Raw genomic sequence first — 16,038 nt, 5'->3', positions numbered from 1 at the left:
GCCCCTTCTTGTCCGTCGTCAAACTGGTGATCGTCGGCGCGCTGGCGACCTACGCCTACACGGATATCTACCCGCGCTTCGCACAGCACCGGGGCGTGGTGGATCTACCCGGCAAAAGCCTCAATCAGGCAACAGACACCCCGACCGCGCCCTTCCGCTGCGATGGACGAACGCACTGCCAACAGATGACCTCGTGCGCCGAGGCGACGTTTTTCCTGAAGAATTGCCCGGGCGTGAAGATGGACGGGAACAACGACGGGGTGCCGTGCGAGCAGCAGTGGTGTACGGGGCTGTTTGGCAGGTAGCTCGACCGAAGTTTCGCGCCTCTGGAATCGGAGGCAGCCAATGGCCGAGTGCGACTCTGAACGAACGTGGTCTCGGAAAGCTGAACCTCAACGTAGGAAATGACCGGGGCTCAATAGGCCGGCGAAGCCGGCCGAAAGGACGTCCATGTCGATCGAGCTGTTATACGTCATGCGCTCGGCAAGTGTTCTTTGGGGCCGCGCCAGCAAAACCTAGCAAGCACCCCTTCTAGAATGCACTGTAGTCGCCCCATTGATTCAGGAGATACGTCGACTTCTCCGTAATGTCCGTCGGCCATCGTCGATCCATAGCGGGACCCGTTAAGGCTGTTCAGGATGAGCACGCCTCCAGGTGCATTGATGAGGGCGTTTTGAACCGGTTTAAGATCAAGAGGTTTGGGATTTTTCCCCGCACCAAGCCCGCGTGCTCGATCTTCAATGTGCTGAGCAGTGTTGCGAACGCCTCGCAGATTCGGGAACGCATCCTCGATCTTCTGGTGCCATTCCGCGAGCTCGCCGGGAACTCCCGTCTCGCGCGCCAATACGCCCAACATCTTGTCAAATGCATCGAGGGCATAGAGAAACGCCCGGGCATACACAAACGGCACGTTGTGTTCAAACTCTCTCGGGATGCCGCCGTTCGCCCACTTCTCACGCTTGAACCGAACTTCGGCTTCGAGCCGTACAGCATCCCAGTCTGCGGAGCCGCACCCGCCGCGCTCCTGCTCGATCTCACGTGAAATTTCGGCTCGCCTTGTGGAGTCCCGTTCCCAAGCTTCTCGATCCGCAAACGATGGTGGATTCCGCGTCGCGCTGATAAAGAGATTAAGCGCAAGGTTCGCCTCAAAGAATTGCGAGATAAGCAGGCGTAGCTGGTTCTGCATTCGCCAGCTCCAGTCTCGATCTTCGTGCTCCAACCAAGTGCCGGGGACAACAATCTCGAAGACGAACATGCGGTTCTGTGACATATGACGTCAAGTGCTTGTTAGCAGGATGATGGAAAAGGCGGAATGCTGCGTATTCGAGAATGCGAATTGCCAAAGCCCCAGGTTAATGCTCAATTCATGTATCGCACCGCCGCCACGTCCCGCGCCTTTGACCTTGGGCAGACGCAGGACTTCGGCGATCACGGCGGCACAGCCGACGAAAATGGCAACGTTCCCACTGCGGGCTCAGGATGGGGGTAATGTCGATCGAACTCACGACGACTGCCTCGGGTTCTCCGGACTTGTCGTGTCATCACGCTGAAGCTCACAGCTCCACGTTCTCCGGCCACAGGAAATACGGACCGAACTTCGGGCTCATGCGGAATTCGCCGCCGGCTTCCTTGCCCTTCGCGGTAATGTAGTGCTTGCCTTCGCGCAGTTCGAGCAGGCCGTTGGCGACGAAGCGCTCGATGAGGTCGGCGGTGCGCAGGCCTAACCGTTGCGCGAGCTTGGAGGTGGTGAGTTTGTCCGCCTTGTCGGTGACTTCTTCGCTGTCGGCCTTGCCGTCGCCGTCATTGCGCGCCTCGGCGGTGACGCGTTCGAGCGTGATGCGCACTTCGTCGCTGATGCGGATGATGCGCTGGGCCTCTTCGTAGGCGTCCTTGTAGAGTTCGCCGTCGTCGTCGCGGCGGATTAGGACTCCCATCTCGTTGTTGTTGATCTGGCTGAACTCGTAGAGGTTGAGACTGGTGATGATGGCCAGCTCCTCGTTGAGGTAGCACTTGGCGTGCAGGTTCTTGCAGAAGCTGGTGCGGATGTAGGTGAGTTCCTTCAGCCAGTTGATTTCTTCGGGCTGCAGTTCGCTCTTGCCATAGACGATGCGCACGTCGATCTTGAGCCGGTTCTTGTCGGCCAGGAGCTCCTTCATGCGGTCGTTGAGCTTGAGGAAGGGGCTGATCAGGATCAGGCGGTCCCTGGCATTCTTGATCAGCTCTTCGAGGAAGTAGTTCGTGGCGCTGGTGTTGAGGAATTTGGCCATGGCGTGAATCCGTTCTCGGTTGTCGTCGTTCGCTGTTCGCGCGGATGGAACAGGTGGTCCCCGGATTGCGGACAGCATCGACGTGTTCATGTCGAAGGCGTTTCGTGTGCATATTACATTTGCACACATGCGACGCAAGAGAAGCAGTTCGCATGGCGGGTGGATCGCCCGATGTTGCTTTCGACTGTGGCGGAGATCCCGGCCGACACCTTCAACAGCGTCGGCACCGAACGAGCGGCTCTACCCCCTCGCCTCGCCGAATCGCATCGCCACCGTGCCAGATGCCGCCGCTCCGGGTATCCTTGCACGCCTCCCCGGCACACGGCCGGACCGCAACACAAACCCAGACACCATGACAGGCAAGCAATACGACGAATCGTCCTTCCGCGTCCTCAAGGGACTCGAACCGGTGCGCGAACGGCCCGGGATGTACACCCGCACGGACTCGCCGGCGCACATCATCCAGGAAGTCATCGACAACTCGGCGGACGAGGCGCTCGGCGGTTTCGCGAAGAAGATCCACGTGACGCTGCACCTCGACGGCTCGGTGAGCGTGGCCGACGACGGTCGCGGCATCCCCGTGGGCCTGCATCCTGAGGAAGGCGTGCCGGTCGTCGTGCTCGCCTACACGCGGCTGCACGCGGGTGGCAAGTTCGACAAGCGCGAGGGCAACGGCGCCTATGCGTTCTCGGGCGGCCTGCACGGGGTCGGTGTCTCGGTGACGAACGCGCTGTCCACGCGCGTCGAGGTCGAGGTGAAGCGCGAGGGCAAGATCCATCGCATCGACTTCAGCGAGGGGGGCGAGAACATCGGCGCGATCGCGGTCGTCGGCGACTGCGGCCGGCAGACCGGTACGCGCGTGCGCGTGTGGCCGGACGGCAAGTACTTCGAGAACCCGCGCGTGCCGCAGGCCGAACTGGAGCGCCTGCTGCGCTCGAAGGCGGTGCTGCTGTCGGGCGTGGCGGTGCGGCTCGACATCGAGCAGGCGAGCGGCGCGGCGCTGACCAAGACCTGGTCCTACCCGGATGGGCTCGCGGGTTACCTGCGCGAACAGGCCGGTGACGTCGAGCCGGTCGCGCCGCTCTACACGACCGAGAAGTACGCCGACAAGGACGATTCCACTTTCGCGCCGGGCGAAGGCGCGGCCTGGGCGATCGGCTGGTTCGAGCACTCGGTGCCGTCCGAGTCCTTCGTGAACCTGATCCCGACGGTGGCCGGCGGCACGCACGAGAGCGGGCTGCGCGCGGGCGTGTTCGATGCGGTGAAGAGCTTCATCGAGCACCATGCGCTCCTGCCGCGCGGCGTGAAGCTGCAGCAGGAAGACGTCGCCGGGCGCATGAGCTTCGTGCTCTCGGCGCGCCTGCTGGACCCGCAGTTCCAGGGCCAGGTGAAGGAGAAGCTCAACTCGCGCGAGGCGGTGAAGCTTGTCTCGTCGATGATCCGCGACCCCTTCGAGATCTGGTTGAACAACCACGTCGAAGCCGGCAAGGCGATCGCGGAGCTGTCGATCAAGCAGGCGCTCGCGCGCCAGAAGAGCGCGCAGAAGGTCGAGAAGAAGAAGACCTCGGGGGTCGCGGTGCTGCCGGGCAAGCTGTCGGACTGCGAGTCGGAAGACATCGCCGAAAACGAACTCTTCCTGGTCGAGGGCGATTCCGCGGGTGGCTCGGCGAAGATGGCGCGCAACAAGGAGACGCAGGCGATCCTGCCCCTGCGCGGCAAGGTCCAGAACGCGTGGGAGATCGACCCCGACCGCCTGCTCGCGAACGCCGAGATCCACGACATCGCCGTCGCACTGGGCGTCGACGCGCACGCGGCAGGCAGCAACCCGGACCTCTCCGGCCTGCGCTACGGCAAGGTCGTGATCATGTCGGACGCGGACGTCGACGGCGCGCACATCCAGACGCTGCTGCTGACGCTTTTCTTCCGCCATTTCCCGGAGCTGATCGCGCGCGGCCACATCTACGTCGCGCAGCCGCCGCTGTATCGCGTGGATGTGCCCGCGCAGGGCAAGAAACGCCCGGCGCGTCGCCTCTATGCGCTCGACGACGGCGAGCTCGCAGCGATCCGCGACCGCGGCGAGAAGGAAGGCTTCAAGCCGGATGCGCTCGAGGTCGGGCGCTTCAAGGGCCTGGGCGAGATGAACCCCGACCAGCTGCGCGAGACGACGATGGACCCGGCGACGCGCCGCGTGCTGCCGGTGCAGGTGCGGCCGGATGCGCTCGACGACACGCTGCGCATGTTCACGCTGCTGATGGGCAAGGGCGAAGCCTCGGGCCGGCGCGCGTGGATGGAGGAAAAGGGCGACACGGTCGAGGCGGACGTCTGAGCGGACGCCGGACGCCGGGGTCATCGAGTGCCGAGGGTGCCGACCGGCGGCGTCTAACCACCTCTCGGCAAGGGTAATTGAGAGGGGAATAAGGGAAGCCGCCTCAGCCCCGCCGCGCCGCTTCGATGGCGGCGATGTCGATCTTCGTCATTTGCATCATCGCATCGAAGGCGCGCTTGGCCGCCGCGCGATCAGGGTCGGCGATCGCGGCCATGAGGGCCCGCGGCGTGATCTGCCACGACAGGCCCCACTTGTCCTTGCACCAGCCACAGGCGCTTTCCTGGCCGCCGTTGCTGATGATCGCGTTCCACAAGCGATCGGTTTCGGCCTGATCGTCGGTCGCGACCTGGAACGAGAAAGCCTCGTTGTGGCGGAACTCAGGACCGCCGTTCAGTCCGAGGCAAGGTATGCCCATGACGGTGAACTCGACCGTCAAGACGTCGCCCTGCTTGCCGGAGGGATAGTCGCCGGGGGCACGAAGGATGGCTCCCACGCTGCTGTCCGGGAACGTCCCGGCGTAGAACTGCGCGGCGTCCAGGGCGGTACCGTCGTACCAGAGACAAATCGTGTTCTTGCTGACCATTTTCGTTCTCCATTACGGCATGGAGTGCATGCCCGATCATGTTGCCCCCGGACTGCGTTCCCGGCAATTCTTTCCGTGCCCGGGGCGATGGGAGCATCCTCGCCTCGTCCTGTGCCCGCCGGCACTTGCACTACCGCACCGCAGCATTCTTGTTGCTATAACTTAAGCGATCTGCCCTCACTGCCCAGGAACCGGCCATGCAAGACCGTTCAGGACCACCGCTCACCCGACGCCCCAAAGCCCTGCTGATCGACCTTGCCGGCGTACTGCACGTCGGCGAGCAAGCCATCCCCGGCTCGGTCGAGGCCCTTGCCGGCGTGCGCGCAGCGGGGTTGCCGCTGCGCTTCCTGACCAACACGACGCGCACGCCGCGCCGCACGCTGGTCGCGAGGCTGCGCAGGATGGGCTTCGCCGTCGCCGAGGACGAGCTCCAGACCGCACCCCACGCCGCGCAGCGGCTGGTCGCCGCACGCGGCCTGAAGCCGCTCTACCTCACCCATCCGGACCTTGCCGCGGAGATCGGCCCGAGCGCAGACGCCCCCGATGCGGTCGTGCTGGGCGACATGGGGCCGCATCTCGACTACGCGCAGTTGAACGCCGCGTTCCGCCTGCTGATGGCCGGCGGCGCCTTCATCGCGATGGCGAAGAACCGCTACTTCATGGAAGAGGACGGCCTGTCGCTCGACATGGGCGCCTTCGTGACGGGACTGGAATTCAGCAGCGGCGTGCGGGCCGAGGTCGTCGGCAAGCCGGCCCCGGCCTTCTTCCACACCGCCTTGGCCGAACTCGGCGTGTCGGCCGCGGACGCCGTCGTGATCGGCGACGACCTGCACGACGATGTCGGCGCGGCGATTGCGGCCGGCATCCCGGCCATCCTCGTGCGCACCGGCAAGTTCCGCGCGGGCGACGACGCCGATCCGGCGATCCGGCCCAGCCTCGTCGCCGACGATTTCGCCGACGCCGTCACGCGCCTGTTGGCGCTTGCCTGATCAGGCGAGCTCGGGAATCGCGACCAGCGCGTAACCCGCCTGCCGCAGCCCGTCGCGCAAGGCCCGCGCCGTCGCGACCGCTTCGGCGTCGTCGCCATGCACGCAGATGCTCTGCGCCTTCACCGACAGGCGCTTGCCGTGGATCGAGATCAGCGCGCCGGCTTCGAGCATGTCGAGCACGTGGCGCAGGCAGGCCTCCGCGCCGTGAACCATCGCGCCCGGCTGCGAGCGCGGCACGAGGTTGCCATCGTCGAGATACGCCCGGTCGGCAAAGATCTCCTCGACGACCCGCAGCCCCGCCTCGCGCCCGGCGATCACCAACTGCGACAGCGCCGGTGCGAGCAGGATCAGGTCGCGGTCGAACGCACGCACCGCGCGCGCCACGGTCGCCGCGAGCTTCGCATCCGTGCAGGCCATGTTGTTCAGCGCGCCGTGCGGCTTGACGTGGGTGACCGCCGTGCCTTCGGCGCGCGCGATGCCGGCGAGCGCGCCGATCTGGTAGATCAGCATCGCCTCGAGCTCGACCGCCGGCACGTCCATGCGCCGACGGCCGAAGCCCTGCAGGTCGGGGAAGGATGGATGCGCGCCGAGGCTCACGCCGCAGCGCTTGGCCGTCGCGACCGTCTGCCGCATCACGAGCGGGTCGCCCGCGTGGAAGCCGCAGGCGACGTTGGCGGACTTCACGATTTCCAGCATCGCCGCGTCGTCGCCCATGCGCCAGGCGCCGAAACTTTCGCCGAGATCGGCGTTGAGATTGATGCGCTCAGCCATGAGGTGCTCCAGATTGCAGATTGACGCCGTGCAGGTTCCATTCGTCGCCGCGCACGACGCCGCAGATCAGGTTCGCACCGTACAGCGCCGCTTCGTCGATGACGCCGGGCGGGCGGAAACTCTGGATCGTGCCGACCCACTCGGCAAGCCGCTGCACCTGTCCGCGCAAGGCCGCGGCGGCCTCGGTGTGGCTCACCGCGACGAAGTGCAGCGCGTCACCCGGCCGCACATGGGCAAGCCGCGGCAGGTCGGCGCGGATCACCGTCGCGATCTTGGGATAGCCGCCCGAGGTCTGGCAATCGGCCATCAGCACGATCGGCTGGCCGTTCGCCGGGACCTGGATCGTGCCCGGCGCGACGCCGTCCGACACGATCTCGGCGCCCTTCTCGTTGTGCGCGAGCTTTTCACCGTCGAGGCGCAGGCCCATGCGGTCCATGTCGCGCGTCACGGCATAGGGGCGCGACAGGAAATTCGCCACCGCCTCATGCGTAAAGTAATCCTCTTGCGGCCCGAGGATCACGCGGATCGGGCCCGTGTCGTGCTGCCACGGTGCCCGCGCGCGGAATTCGAGCCACGGGTCGCCACGCACGGCGTCGCACTGCAGGCGGTCGCCGACCCCGGGCGCCCTGCCCTGCACCCCGCCGATGGCGGCACGCAGGTAGGTCGAACGGCTGCCGAGCTGCTCGGCTACCTGCACGCCGCCCGAGAGCGCGACGTAGCCCACGCCGTGCGATACGCCACCGATGCGGAGGACGTCGCCGGGGAACAGCGTCGCCGTCTGCCACGACGCCACCTTCAGCACCTGGCCGCGCGTATTGACGAGCTGCGCTCCCATCTCGCCGGATAGCCCGACGCGCACGGTACCCGACAGCGCCTTCAGCGACGGCCCGCTCAGGCCGACTTCCAGCACCGCGGCTTCCGAAGCGTTGCCGACGAGGGCGTTCGCCGCCGCCATCAACACCGGGTCGAGCGCCCCGGACACCGGCACGCCGATGTTGCGGTAGCCCGTACGGCCGCGGTCCTGCACGCTGACGGCAAGGCCGGCGTCGATGATTTCAAGCACTGCGCTCATGCCTTCTATCCTTCCGTCAGCAGGCTCGACAGGTCGAAGCGGCCGGCGGCGCATTCCCGCTCCATAGCATCGAAAGTCCCGCGGTCGATCGCCTGCCACACCACCTGGTCGCCCGGTGCCAGCAAGGCCGGCCGGCGCGCGTTGGCCGCATCGAAGAGGCGCACCGGCGTACGGCCCAGCAGGCGCCATCCGCCGGGGCTTTCCCACGGGTAGGCGGCGCACATGCGCCCGGCGATCGCGATCGAGCGCGACGGCACCACCTTCCGCGGCGTCGCGAGCCGCGGCATGTCGAGCGCCTCGGGCAGGCCGCCGAGGTAGGGGAAGCCGGGCAGGAAACCCAGCATGTAGACGATGAACACCGTCTCCGTCATCAGGCACACGACCTCGTCGCGGGCCATGCCTTTGGCGGTGGCGACCTCGTCGAGATCCGGCGCGCAGTCCGCATCGAAGCACACCGGGATACGCCAGCGGCAGCCGGCTGCCGAGAGGCTGCCACTCTTGCCGGCCAGCTCCGCGAGCAGGTCGCGCAACACCATTGCATCCGTGCGCAGCGGGTCGAAGTGGACCGTCACCGAACGGAAGGTCGGCACCCATTCGACGACGCCGTCGAGGCGGCCCTCGTTCGACAGGGTATCGAGCAGGCTGGAGAAACCCAGCACGCGACCGTGGGTAACGGGGTCGATGGCATTGCCGAACTCGACCGTCCAGGCAGCGTCGCCGACGCTCAGCAGACGCGCGGGCGGATGTGCAAGCTCAGTAGTCATGGCGGGAATATTCCGCTGGGGAGGGCTGGCGCCCCGGGATTTGCAGGAGGCGGGCCCCCCACGCTGTGCGGCACGGCTCGATGCCGCCGATGCGCAGTGTCATCACCTCCGACTCGGGCGCACCGAGTTCGTTCTTCATCTCACGCTGGATGTCGAGCAGGCGTTCGGCGTAGATGAGGAAGCGGTTACCGGAATTCGTCAGCCGAAAATGCCGCTCGCGCCGGTCGATCAACGCCACCCACAGGAAGGCTTCGACGAAACGCAGGTTCATGGATGCGGTCGGGTCCGGAACATGCAGCAGAGAGCGACGGGCCCGTTATTCTTGAACTTCGGCCCGTAACGCTGCCAGAATGCGCGCTGCCGTTGGCAGGCGGCTACAAAAACTGTAAGCCGATCAGGGCGCCGGCGCAAATCGCGGTGGATAGTCTCACCATTGCCCGAACCGACAGCCCGCCATGCCACTCCTCATCGCTTTTCGACGCACCGCTCCATGACCACAGACACGCTGGACCTCTTCAACGCCGAGCCGCCGACGCCACCCGCCCCCCCCGCGGCCGGCGGCAACGACGCCCCGCCGCCCGACGACGGCACTCTCGCGCTCGACCGCTACGCCGAACGCGCCTACCTCGCCTACGCGATGAGCGTCGTCAAGTCGCGCGCGCTGCCGCAGGTCGAGGACGGCATGAAGCCCGTGCAGCGCCGCATCCTCTATGCGATGAACGAGATGCGCCTGTCGGCCGCCTCGAAGCACGTGAAGTCGGCGCGCGTCGTCGGCGACGTCATCGGCAAGTACCACCCGCACGGCGACTCCAGCGTCTATGACGCGATGGTGCGCGTGGCGCAGGACTTTTCGCTGCGCTACCCGCTGGTCGACGGCCAGGGCAACTTCGGCTCGCGCGACGGCGACTCCGCGGCGGCGATGCGCTACACCGAATGCCGCCTGACGCCGATCGCGGAACTGCTGCTCTCGGAGATCGACCGCGGCACCGTCGACTTCGTGCCCAACTACGACGGCGCCTTCGAAGAGCCGCAACTGCTGCCCGCGCGCCTGCCCTTCGTGCTGCTGAACGGCGCCTCGGGCATCGCGGTCGGCATGGCCACCGAGATCCCGCCGCACAACCTGCGCGAAGTCGCCGACGCGGCCTGCCACCTGATCCGCCACCCCGACGCTGGCCTCGAAGACATCCTGCCGCTGCTCCCCGGGCCCGATTTCCCCGGCGGCGGGCAGCTGATCTCCTCGCCCGAAACGATCCGCGACGCGTATGCGAGCGGCCGCGGCAGCCTGCGCATGCGCGCGCGCTGGCATATCGAGGAGCTCGCCCGCGGCCAGTGGCGCGTGATCGTCGACGAGCTGCCGCACGGCGTCTCGGCCGCCGGCGTGCTCGCCGAGATCGAAACGCTGACCAACCCGCAGCCGCGCGCCGGCAAGAAGGAAGTCAGCCAGGAACAGAAGAACCTCAAGCAACTCGTGCTCGGCGCGCTCGAGACCGTGCGCGACGAATCGAGCGACAAGGCGCCCGTGCGCATCGTGCTGGAGCCGCGCTCGTCGCGCCAGAACCGCGACGAATTCATGGCGGTGCTGCTCGCGCACACCAGCCTCGAGACTTCCGCGTCGCTCAACCTGACGATGATCGGCCGCGACGGCCGGCCGCAGCAGAAGAACCTCGTGCAGATCCTGCGCGAATGGATCGACTTCCGCTACGTCACGGTCGACCGCCGCACGCGCCACCGCCTCGACGAGGTCGATCGCCGCATCCACATCCTCGAAGGCCGCATGATCGCCTTCCTGCACATCGAGGAAGTGATCCGCGTGATCCGCGAGTCGGACGAGCCCAAGCCCGCGCTGATCGCCGCCTTCGGCCTCACCGACATCCAGGCCGAGGACATCCTCGAGATCCGCCTGCGTCAGCTCGCGCGCCTCGAAGGCTTCAAGATCGAGAAGGAGCTCAACGAGCTGCGCGAAGAGCGCGACGGCCTGCAGCATCTCCTCGACAGCCGCGCCGCGATGACGCGCCTGATCCTCAAGGAGATCGAGGACGACGCGAAGAAGTACGGCGACGCCCGCCGCACCGTGATCGAGGCGGTCGCCGCCGTCGCGCCGGCCGAGATCAGCGTGCCGGACGAGCCGGTCACCGTGATCGTGTCGAAGAACGGCTGGGTGCGCTCGCGCCAGGGCCACGGCATCGACGCCGCGGGCATCACGTACAAGGCCGGCGACTTCGCCTTCGCGGTGATTGAGACACGCACCACCTGGCCGCTCGTCGTCATCGACACCAACGGCCGCGCCTATACCGTGCGCGTGTCGGACCTGCCCGGCGGACGCGGCGACGGCGCGCCGATCACGACGCTGGTCGACTTCCAGGACGGCGGCAAGCTCGCGCAAGTGCTCACGGCCGAACCCGAATCGAGCTGGTTCTTCGCCAACTCCGGCGGCTACGGCTTCATCTGCACGCTCGCCGACGCAACCAGCCGCCAGCGCGCGGGCAAGGCCTTCATGACGCTGGAGAAGGGCGAGAAGGTGCTCGTGCCGGCCCGTGCGGTCGGAGAGAAGATCGCCGCGGTGTCCGAGAACGGTCGCATCCTGGTCTTCATGCGCAGCGAGATGAAGGTGCAAGCGGGCGGGCGCGGCGTCATCGTGATGGCGCTCGACGACAAGGAAGCGCTCGTCGCCGTCGCCGTGCCGCCCGACGAGTCGGTACTGCGCGTCGAAGGCACCGGCCGCGGCGGCAAGGCCGTGACGATCGACCTGAAGCCGTCGCAGCTCGTGCCGCTCGTGCATCGGCGCGCGCGCAAGGGCATGGCGCTCACGCCAAAGGTCGCGCCGCTCTCCCTGGGCTGGAATTGAGCCGGTTCCGGGCCGCGCATCGCACGCGGCCCGGAACCCCAACCTGCACCGCGCGGTCCTTCCGGAAGGATGCGTCGACTCGGGACCAGCGCGATCGCGGCGCCAGTCCCACGCCTCGACGCAAACAGGCATAATGCCATTGACAAGGGAGGATTCCGGACATGCCCCCACCTCACTTCGGTCGCCTGCTCGCAGCCACCGACCTTTCCGCCCCGGCGCGCCACGCCGCCGACCGCGCGGCGCTCATCGCGCGCGAACTCGGCGCCCCGCTCGACCTGCTGCACGTCGCGAGCACGGCGCCGTTCGAAAAACTCCGCCAGCTCGTCGCGGACATTCCTTACGATGCCCCGGCGCGCGTGCTCGAATCCGCCCGCGCCGACCTGGACGAGCTCGCCGCCGTGCTGCAGCGGCATCATGGCGTCGCCGCGAACGTGCAGATCGCCTCCGGCCCGCTCCTGAAGGAGCTGATGGCGAGCGCGGAGGCCGGTTCGGCCGATCTGCTGGTGCTGGGGGCGCGCGGCAACAGCTTCATGCGCCACCTGCTCCTCGGGTCGACGGCCGAACGCATGGTGCGCAAGACGACGCGCCCGATGCTGGTCGTCAAGCAGCCCCCGCACGAGCCTTATCGCACGATTCTCGTCCCGGTCGATTTTTCGCCCTATTCGGTCACGGCGCTGGACAACGCACGCCGGCTCGCGCCCGCGGCCGGCATCGTCCTGCTGCATGCCTTCGAGGTGCCGTTCGAAGGCAAGCTCCAGTACGCCGGCGTGGACGACGAGCTGATCCACCGCTATCGCATCGCCGCACGCCAAGAGGCGCTGCAGCGCCTGCGCGAACTGCGCGACGCGGCAGGCCTGCCGGCCGACGCCACACGCCTGCTCGTCGTGCACGGCGACCCGTCGCGCACGATCGTCGAGCAGGAACAGGAGCAGGATTGCGACCTGATCGTGATGGGCAAGCACGGTGAAAATGTCGTCGAGGACCTGCTGCTCGGCAGCGTGACCAAGCACGTGCTGGTCGAGTCGCAGTGCGACGTGCTGGTGTCGGTCTGAACCCGCCGGCCCGGCTTCGCGTCAGCGCTCGGGGGCGCTTTCGGGAGTCTCTGCGGCCTCTGCCGGCAGGATCGCGCGGATCGGATCCCCCTCGCGGATGGCGCCCGGCGCACGCGGCGCCGGTTCGCCCATCATCGACTCGATCAGGATCGTGACGCGCCGGTTGCGCGCCCGCCCTTCCTCGTTGGTGTTGTCGGTGATCGGGCGCTGGTCCGCGTAACCGGCCGCGGTGAGGCGCCCCCCGCGCACGCCCGATTCGATGAAGAGCCGCACGACGGTCGAGGCCCGCACCGCCGAGAGCTCCCAGTTCGACGGGTAGCGCCCGGTGCGGATCGGCAGGTTGTCGGTATGCCCCTCGACCGTGATCGGGAAGTCGGCGCGCGCGAGCACCTCGGCCACGGCACGCAGGGCCGTCACCGCGGGCGTCGAGAGCACCGCGTCACCGGGCGCGAACAGCACCTTGGCGTTGATCTCGACCGAGATCCCGCGCGCCCCTTCCGACACCTGCACCTGGCCGCCCTGCATCAGCGGCTCGAGCACACCGCGGATGTCCTCCGCCATCGTCGTCATGCGCTTGTACTCGCGGCGGCGACGCTCGACCTCCTCGTCGGGAGTGGGCGGCAGCGGCGCAGGCTTGGGGGGCGCGACGGCCGGCGGCGGCACGATCACCGGATCGCCCGGCACATTCACGGTGACGTTGCGGAAGGCGTTGATCAGCGAATCGGACAGCACGCGGTACTTGCCCTCATTCACCGACGACAGCGAATACATCACGACGAAGAAGGCGAACAGCAGCGTGATGAAGTCCGCATAGGACACCAGCCAGCGGTCGTGATTCTCGCGGTTCGCCTCGTCCTCCTGGCGATGTCGGCGTTGGCGTCGCATGGCGGCTCGCGCGCTCAGGCCATGTAGCCCTGCATGCGGCTCTCGATGATGCGCGGATTGTCGCCGTTGGCGATGCCGACCAGCCCGTCGACGAGCATCTCGCGCTGCGACACGCCGTCCGCGACATAGGCCATCAGCTTCTTCGACATCGGCAGGAAGACGAGGTTGGCGAAACCCACGCCGTAGATCGTCGCGACGAAGGCGACCGCGATGCCGGCGCCCAGCTTCGACGGGTCGGTGAGGTTTTCCATCACGTGGATCAGGCCCAGCACCGCACCGAGGATGCCCAGCGTCGGCGCGTAGCCGCCCGCCGCTTCCCAGATGCGCGCGCCGAGGCGCATCTGCGCGGCCCAGGCGTCGATCTCGACCTCCAGCACTTCGCGCAGGCGTTGCGGCTCCACGCCGTCGACCAGCAGCTGCAGCCCCTTGCGCGTGAAGGGATCGCTGATGCGCGGCAGCTGCGCCTCCAGCGCCAGCAGCCCTTCCTTGCGCGCGATCTGGCTCCAGCTCGTCGCCTGGCGGATCAGCGCCGCGTGGCTCGACGGCGGCGGCACGAAAACCCACCTGGTCATGCGCATGCCTTCGCGGAAAACCTTCAGCGGGCTCTGCAGCATCACGGCCCCCAGCGTGCCGCCGATCACGATCAGGAAGGCGGTGGGTTGCACCAGCGAACCGATGTGGCCGCCCTCGATCACCTGCCCCATGATCAGGGCGGCAATGCCCAGGGTAAGCCCGACGACGCTGATCTTGTCCATGCCCGCTGCCCCTCGGACGGCCCGTTCAGTCGCCCGCCGGCGGATTCTTCCGAGGCCGCCCGCGGCGCGCACCGGTGCCCCCGGCAGGCCTTGCGGCCCCCAGAATGCGCGAGCGCAGGCGCGCGACGGCCTGGCTGTGGAGCTGGCACACGCGCGACTCCGACACCCCCAGCACTTCGCCGATCTCGCGCAGGTTGAGCTCCTCGTCGTAGTACAGCGCCATCATCAGCTTTTCGCGCTCGGGCAGGTCCTCGATCGCGCGCACGAGCGCGTTGCGCATGTCGGCCTGCTCGAGGATGTCGGCCGGATTGGACTCGTGCTCGCCGAGGTGGCGCTCGAAATAGTCCTCGCCCTCGCCGTCGGTGAAATCCTCGAAATGCACCAGCTGGTAGCCGCGCGCGTCCTGCAGCATGCGCTGGTACTCGGCGAGCGGCATCCCCAGCAGCTCGGCGAGCTCGGTCTCGCTCGGCTGGCGCCCGTGGCGCTGCTCGAGCTCGTGGATCGCCGTCTCGATGCGCCGCATGTCGCGCCGCATGCTGCGCGGCAGCCAGTCGTTCTCGCGCAGGCCGTCGAGCATCGCGCCGCGGATGCGCTGCACCGCGTAGGTCTCGAACTGCGCACCGAGACCGTCCTCGTAGCGGCTGATCGCATCGAGCAGGCCCAGCATGCCGTTCTGGATCAGGTCGTCCATCTGCACGCTGGCAGGCAGCTTCGCCATCAGGTGATAGGCGATGCGCTTGACCAGCGGGGCGTAGGCCTCCACGAGGTGGTTCTTGTCGAGATTACCTGCCGAGTCGTACATCCACTTCGCCTGTATTTTCTTCCGACCTGGCCGGGATTCCGGGCACGGGGGCAAACCTGCGGACTGCCATTGTCCCGCAGCCGGCCCGGTTTTGCCAAACGGGTACCCGCTCAGTCCCACGTGCCCCTCCCGCGGGCTGCGCCGCCCTTCCCCCGCACGTCGCCGAAGGCCGCGAGGCGGCGCAGGAAGGCGGCCTCGGCGTCGCGCGGCGAGGCTTCCGCCGCGCTGCGTCCCAGCCCTGCCGCGAGCTCGTCGCGCTCGACCTCGCCCAGCCAGGCGAGCGGCACGCCGACGTGGCGGCGCACGAGTTCGCTCAGGCTGGCAAAGAACGCCGCGGCATCGTCCCGGCTGCGCGCGCCGCACACCGCGACGTGCAGCGAACCGGCGCCGGTCGCGGCGAGACGCTTGATCAACTGGTAGGCGTCGGTCGCACCGCTGCGGCTCGCTTCGGCCACGACCAGACGGCGCGGCGCCGCCAGCGTGAAGGGCGACGGATCGGCCGCACTCTCGCACGCCGCATGGATGAGGATGAAACTCGCCGGTCGCTGCAGCGTGCGCAGCGCCGCGAGCAGGCATTCGCGCCGTTCGTCGTCGAGCAGCGGCAGCGCGAGCGCGCACGCCGCCACCGGCACGCAACCGAGCAGGCCCGGCACCGGCTGGACGAGCTCCCGCACCGGACTGCGACCGCCGAGCACGCTCAGCAGGTCGCCGCCCGCGGGCAGACCGAGCGCCGCGGCGAGCGAGCCCTCGTCCTGCACCTCGTCGAGCAGCAGCACCCGCTCGCTGCGGCCGGCGATGCGATGCGCGGCCTGCAGCGCGACCTGTGCGCGGCGCCGTCCGGTGCCGTACAGCGCGACGACCGTCGGGGGCGCGCGCCGGAACAGGCGCCTCAGCCCGGCCGCCTGGTCTTCACGCGGGGCGACCATG

At 67.7% G+C, this 16,038-nt stretch carries 17 protein-coding genes; 5 read left to right on the top strand and 12 right to left on the bottom strand.

What is annotated here, in order from left to right; genetic code table 11:
* The coding region (locus GPA22_RS16080; RefSeq protein ID WP_169257072.1) for an excalibur calcium-binding domain-containing protein at positions 1–305 on the top strand (305 nt) is incomplete at its 5' end.
* A 167-nt stretch (positions 306–472) separates the two neighbouring features.
* Here GPA22_RS16080 and GPA22_RS16075 read toward each other — a convergent pair.
* The 3 genes from GPA22_RS16075 to GPA22_RS16065 form a co-directional block, all read right to left on the bottom strand.
* The gene (locus GPA22_RS16075) at positions 473–1,186 is read right to left on the bottom strand and encodes a hypothetical protein (protein ID WP_211169167.1); all 714 of its coding nucleotides are present in this window, start codon (positions 1,184–1,186) and stop codon (positions 473–475) included.
* A 90-nt stretch (positions 1,187–1,276) separates the two neighbouring features.
* Positions 1,277–1,432: a hypothetical protein gene (locus GPA22_RS16070; protein WP_169257070.1), complete on the bottom strand. Its 156-nt coding sequence runs from the start codon at positions 1,430–1,432 to the stop codon at positions 1,277–1,279.
* Positions 1,433–1,553: 121 nt separating this feature from the next.
* Positions 1,554–2,267 carry a phospholipase D family protein gene (locus GPA22_RS16065; protein ID WP_169257069.1) on the bottom strand — a complete coding sequence of 238 codons (714 nt, stop codon included), beginning with the start codon at positions 2,265–2,267 and terminating at the stop codon, positions 1,554–1,556.
* Between the two features lie 352 nt (positions 2,268–2,619).
* On the opposite strand from GPA22_RS16065, the gene GPA22_RS16060 reads away from it, so the two are divergent.
* Positions 2,620–4,593: a DNA topoisomerase IV subunit B gene (locus GPA22_RS16060; protein ID WP_169257068.1), complete on the top strand. Its 1,974-nt coding sequence runs from the start codon at positions 2,620–2,622 to the stop codon at positions 4,591–4,593.
* A gap of 103 nt (positions 4,594–4,696) precedes the next feature.
* Here GPA22_RS16060 and GPA22_RS16055 read toward each other — a convergent pair whose 3' ends face one another.
* Positions 4,697–5,176, bottom strand: a complete 480-nt coding sequence (locus GPA22_RS16055) for a VOC family protein (protein ID WP_169257067.1) — start codon at positions 5,174–5,176, stop codon at positions 4,697–4,699.
* 197 nt (positions 5,177–5,373) lie between these two features.
* Here GPA22_RS16055 and GPA22_RS16050 point away from each other — a divergent pair, with 197 nt between their 5' ends.
* Positions 5,374–6,165 (top strand): TIGR01458 family HAD-type hydrolase, encoded by a 792-nt coding sequence (locus tag GPA22_RS16050; RefSeq protein WP_169257066.1) that lies wholly within the window; start codon positions 5,374–5,376, stop codon positions 6,163–6,165.
* Here GPA22_RS16050 and GPA22_RS16045 read toward each other — a convergent pair whose 3' ends face one another.
* The 4 genes from GPA22_RS16045 to GPA22_RS16030 are packed head-to-tail and all read right to left on the bottom strand — an operon-like array spanning position 6,166 to position 9,043.
* On the bottom strand, positions 6,166–6,936 hold the full coding sequence (locus GPA22_RS16045; RefSeq protein WP_169257065.1) for a LamB/YcsF family protein: 771 nt from the start codon (positions 6,934–6,936) through the stop codon (positions 6,166–6,168).
* Positions 6,929–8,008, bottom strand: a complete 1,080-nt coding sequence (locus GPA22_RS16040) for a 5-oxoprolinase subunit C family protein (protein WP_169257064.1) — start codon at positions 8,006–8,008, stop codon at positions 6,929–6,931. The genes GPA22_RS16045 and GPA22_RS16040 overlap by 8 nt, the downstream gene beginning before the upstream one ends.
* Before the next feature lie 5 nt (positions 8,009–8,013).
* A complete protein-coding gene (gene pxpB, locus GPA22_RS16035) occupies positions 8,014–8,772 on the bottom strand; it encodes a 5-oxoprolinase subunit PxpB (RefSeq protein WP_169257063.1) in 759 nt (252 codons plus the stop codon).
* The gene (locus GPA22_RS16030) at positions 8,762–9,043 is read right to left on the bottom strand and encodes a hypothetical protein (RefSeq protein WP_246264442.1); all 282 of its coding nucleotides are present in this window, start codon (positions 9,041–9,043) and stop codon (positions 8,762–8,764) included. Before GPA22_RS16030 ends, pxpB begins: the two co-directional genes overlap by 11 nt.
* 219 nt (positions 9,044–9,262) lie before the next feature.
* On the opposite strand from GPA22_RS16030, the gene parC reads away from it, so the two are divergent.
* Both parC and GPA22_RS16020 read left to right on the top strand, forming a co-directional pair.
* Entirely contained in the window at positions 9,263–11,617 is a 2,355-nt protein-coding gene (gene parC, locus GPA22_RS16025) for a DNA topoisomerase IV subunit A (RefSeq protein ID WP_169257062.1), read from the top strand.
* A 161-nt stretch (positions 11,618–11,778) separates the two neighbouring features.
* On the top strand, positions 11,779–12,669 hold the full coding sequence (locus GPA22_RS16020) for a universal stress protein (protein WP_169257061.1): 891 nt from the start codon (positions 11,779–11,781) through the stop codon (positions 12,667–12,669).
* A gap of 21 nt (positions 12,670–12,690) precedes the next feature.
* Here GPA22_RS16020 and motD read toward each other — a convergent pair whose 3' ends face one another.
* The 4 genes from motD to GPA22_RS16000 all read right to left on the bottom strand — a co-directional run bounded on the left by motD (position 12,691) and on the right by GPA22_RS16000 (position 16,037).
* Positions 12,691–13,554, bottom strand: a complete 864-nt coding sequence (gene motD / locus GPA22_RS16015) for a flagellar motor protein MotD (protein WP_169257060.1) — start codon at positions 13,552–13,554, stop codon at positions 12,691–12,693.
* 14 nt (positions 13,555–13,568) lie between these two features.
* On the bottom strand, positions 13,569–14,309 hold the full coding sequence (locus GPA22_RS16010; protein WP_169257059.1) for a flagellar motor protein: 741 nt from the start codon (positions 14,307–14,309) through the stop codon (positions 13,569–13,571).
* Positions 14,310–14,334: 25 nt separating this feature from the next.
* Positions 14,335–15,111: an RNA polymerase sigma factor FliA gene (locus tag GPA22_RS16005; protein WP_169257058.1), complete on the bottom strand. Its 777-nt coding sequence runs from the start codon at positions 15,109–15,111 to the stop codon at positions 14,335–14,337.
* Between the two features lie 110 nt (positions 15,112–15,221).
* Positions 15,222–16,037, bottom strand: a complete 816-nt coding sequence (locus GPA22_RS16000; RefSeq protein ID WP_169257057.1) for a MinD/ParA family ATP-binding protein — start codon at positions 16,035–16,037, stop codon at positions 15,222–15,224.
* Between the last annotated feature and the right edge of the window lies 1 nt (position 16,038).

This window comes from Aromatoleum toluvorans, assembly GCF_012910905.1.
In the GTDB taxonomy this organism is placed as follows: domain Bacteria; phylum Pseudomonadota; class Gammaproteobacteria; order Burkholderiales; family Rhodocyclaceae; genus Aromatoleum; species Aromatoleum toluvorans.
This window is presented reverse-complemented; position numbering and strand designations above follow the sequence as displayed.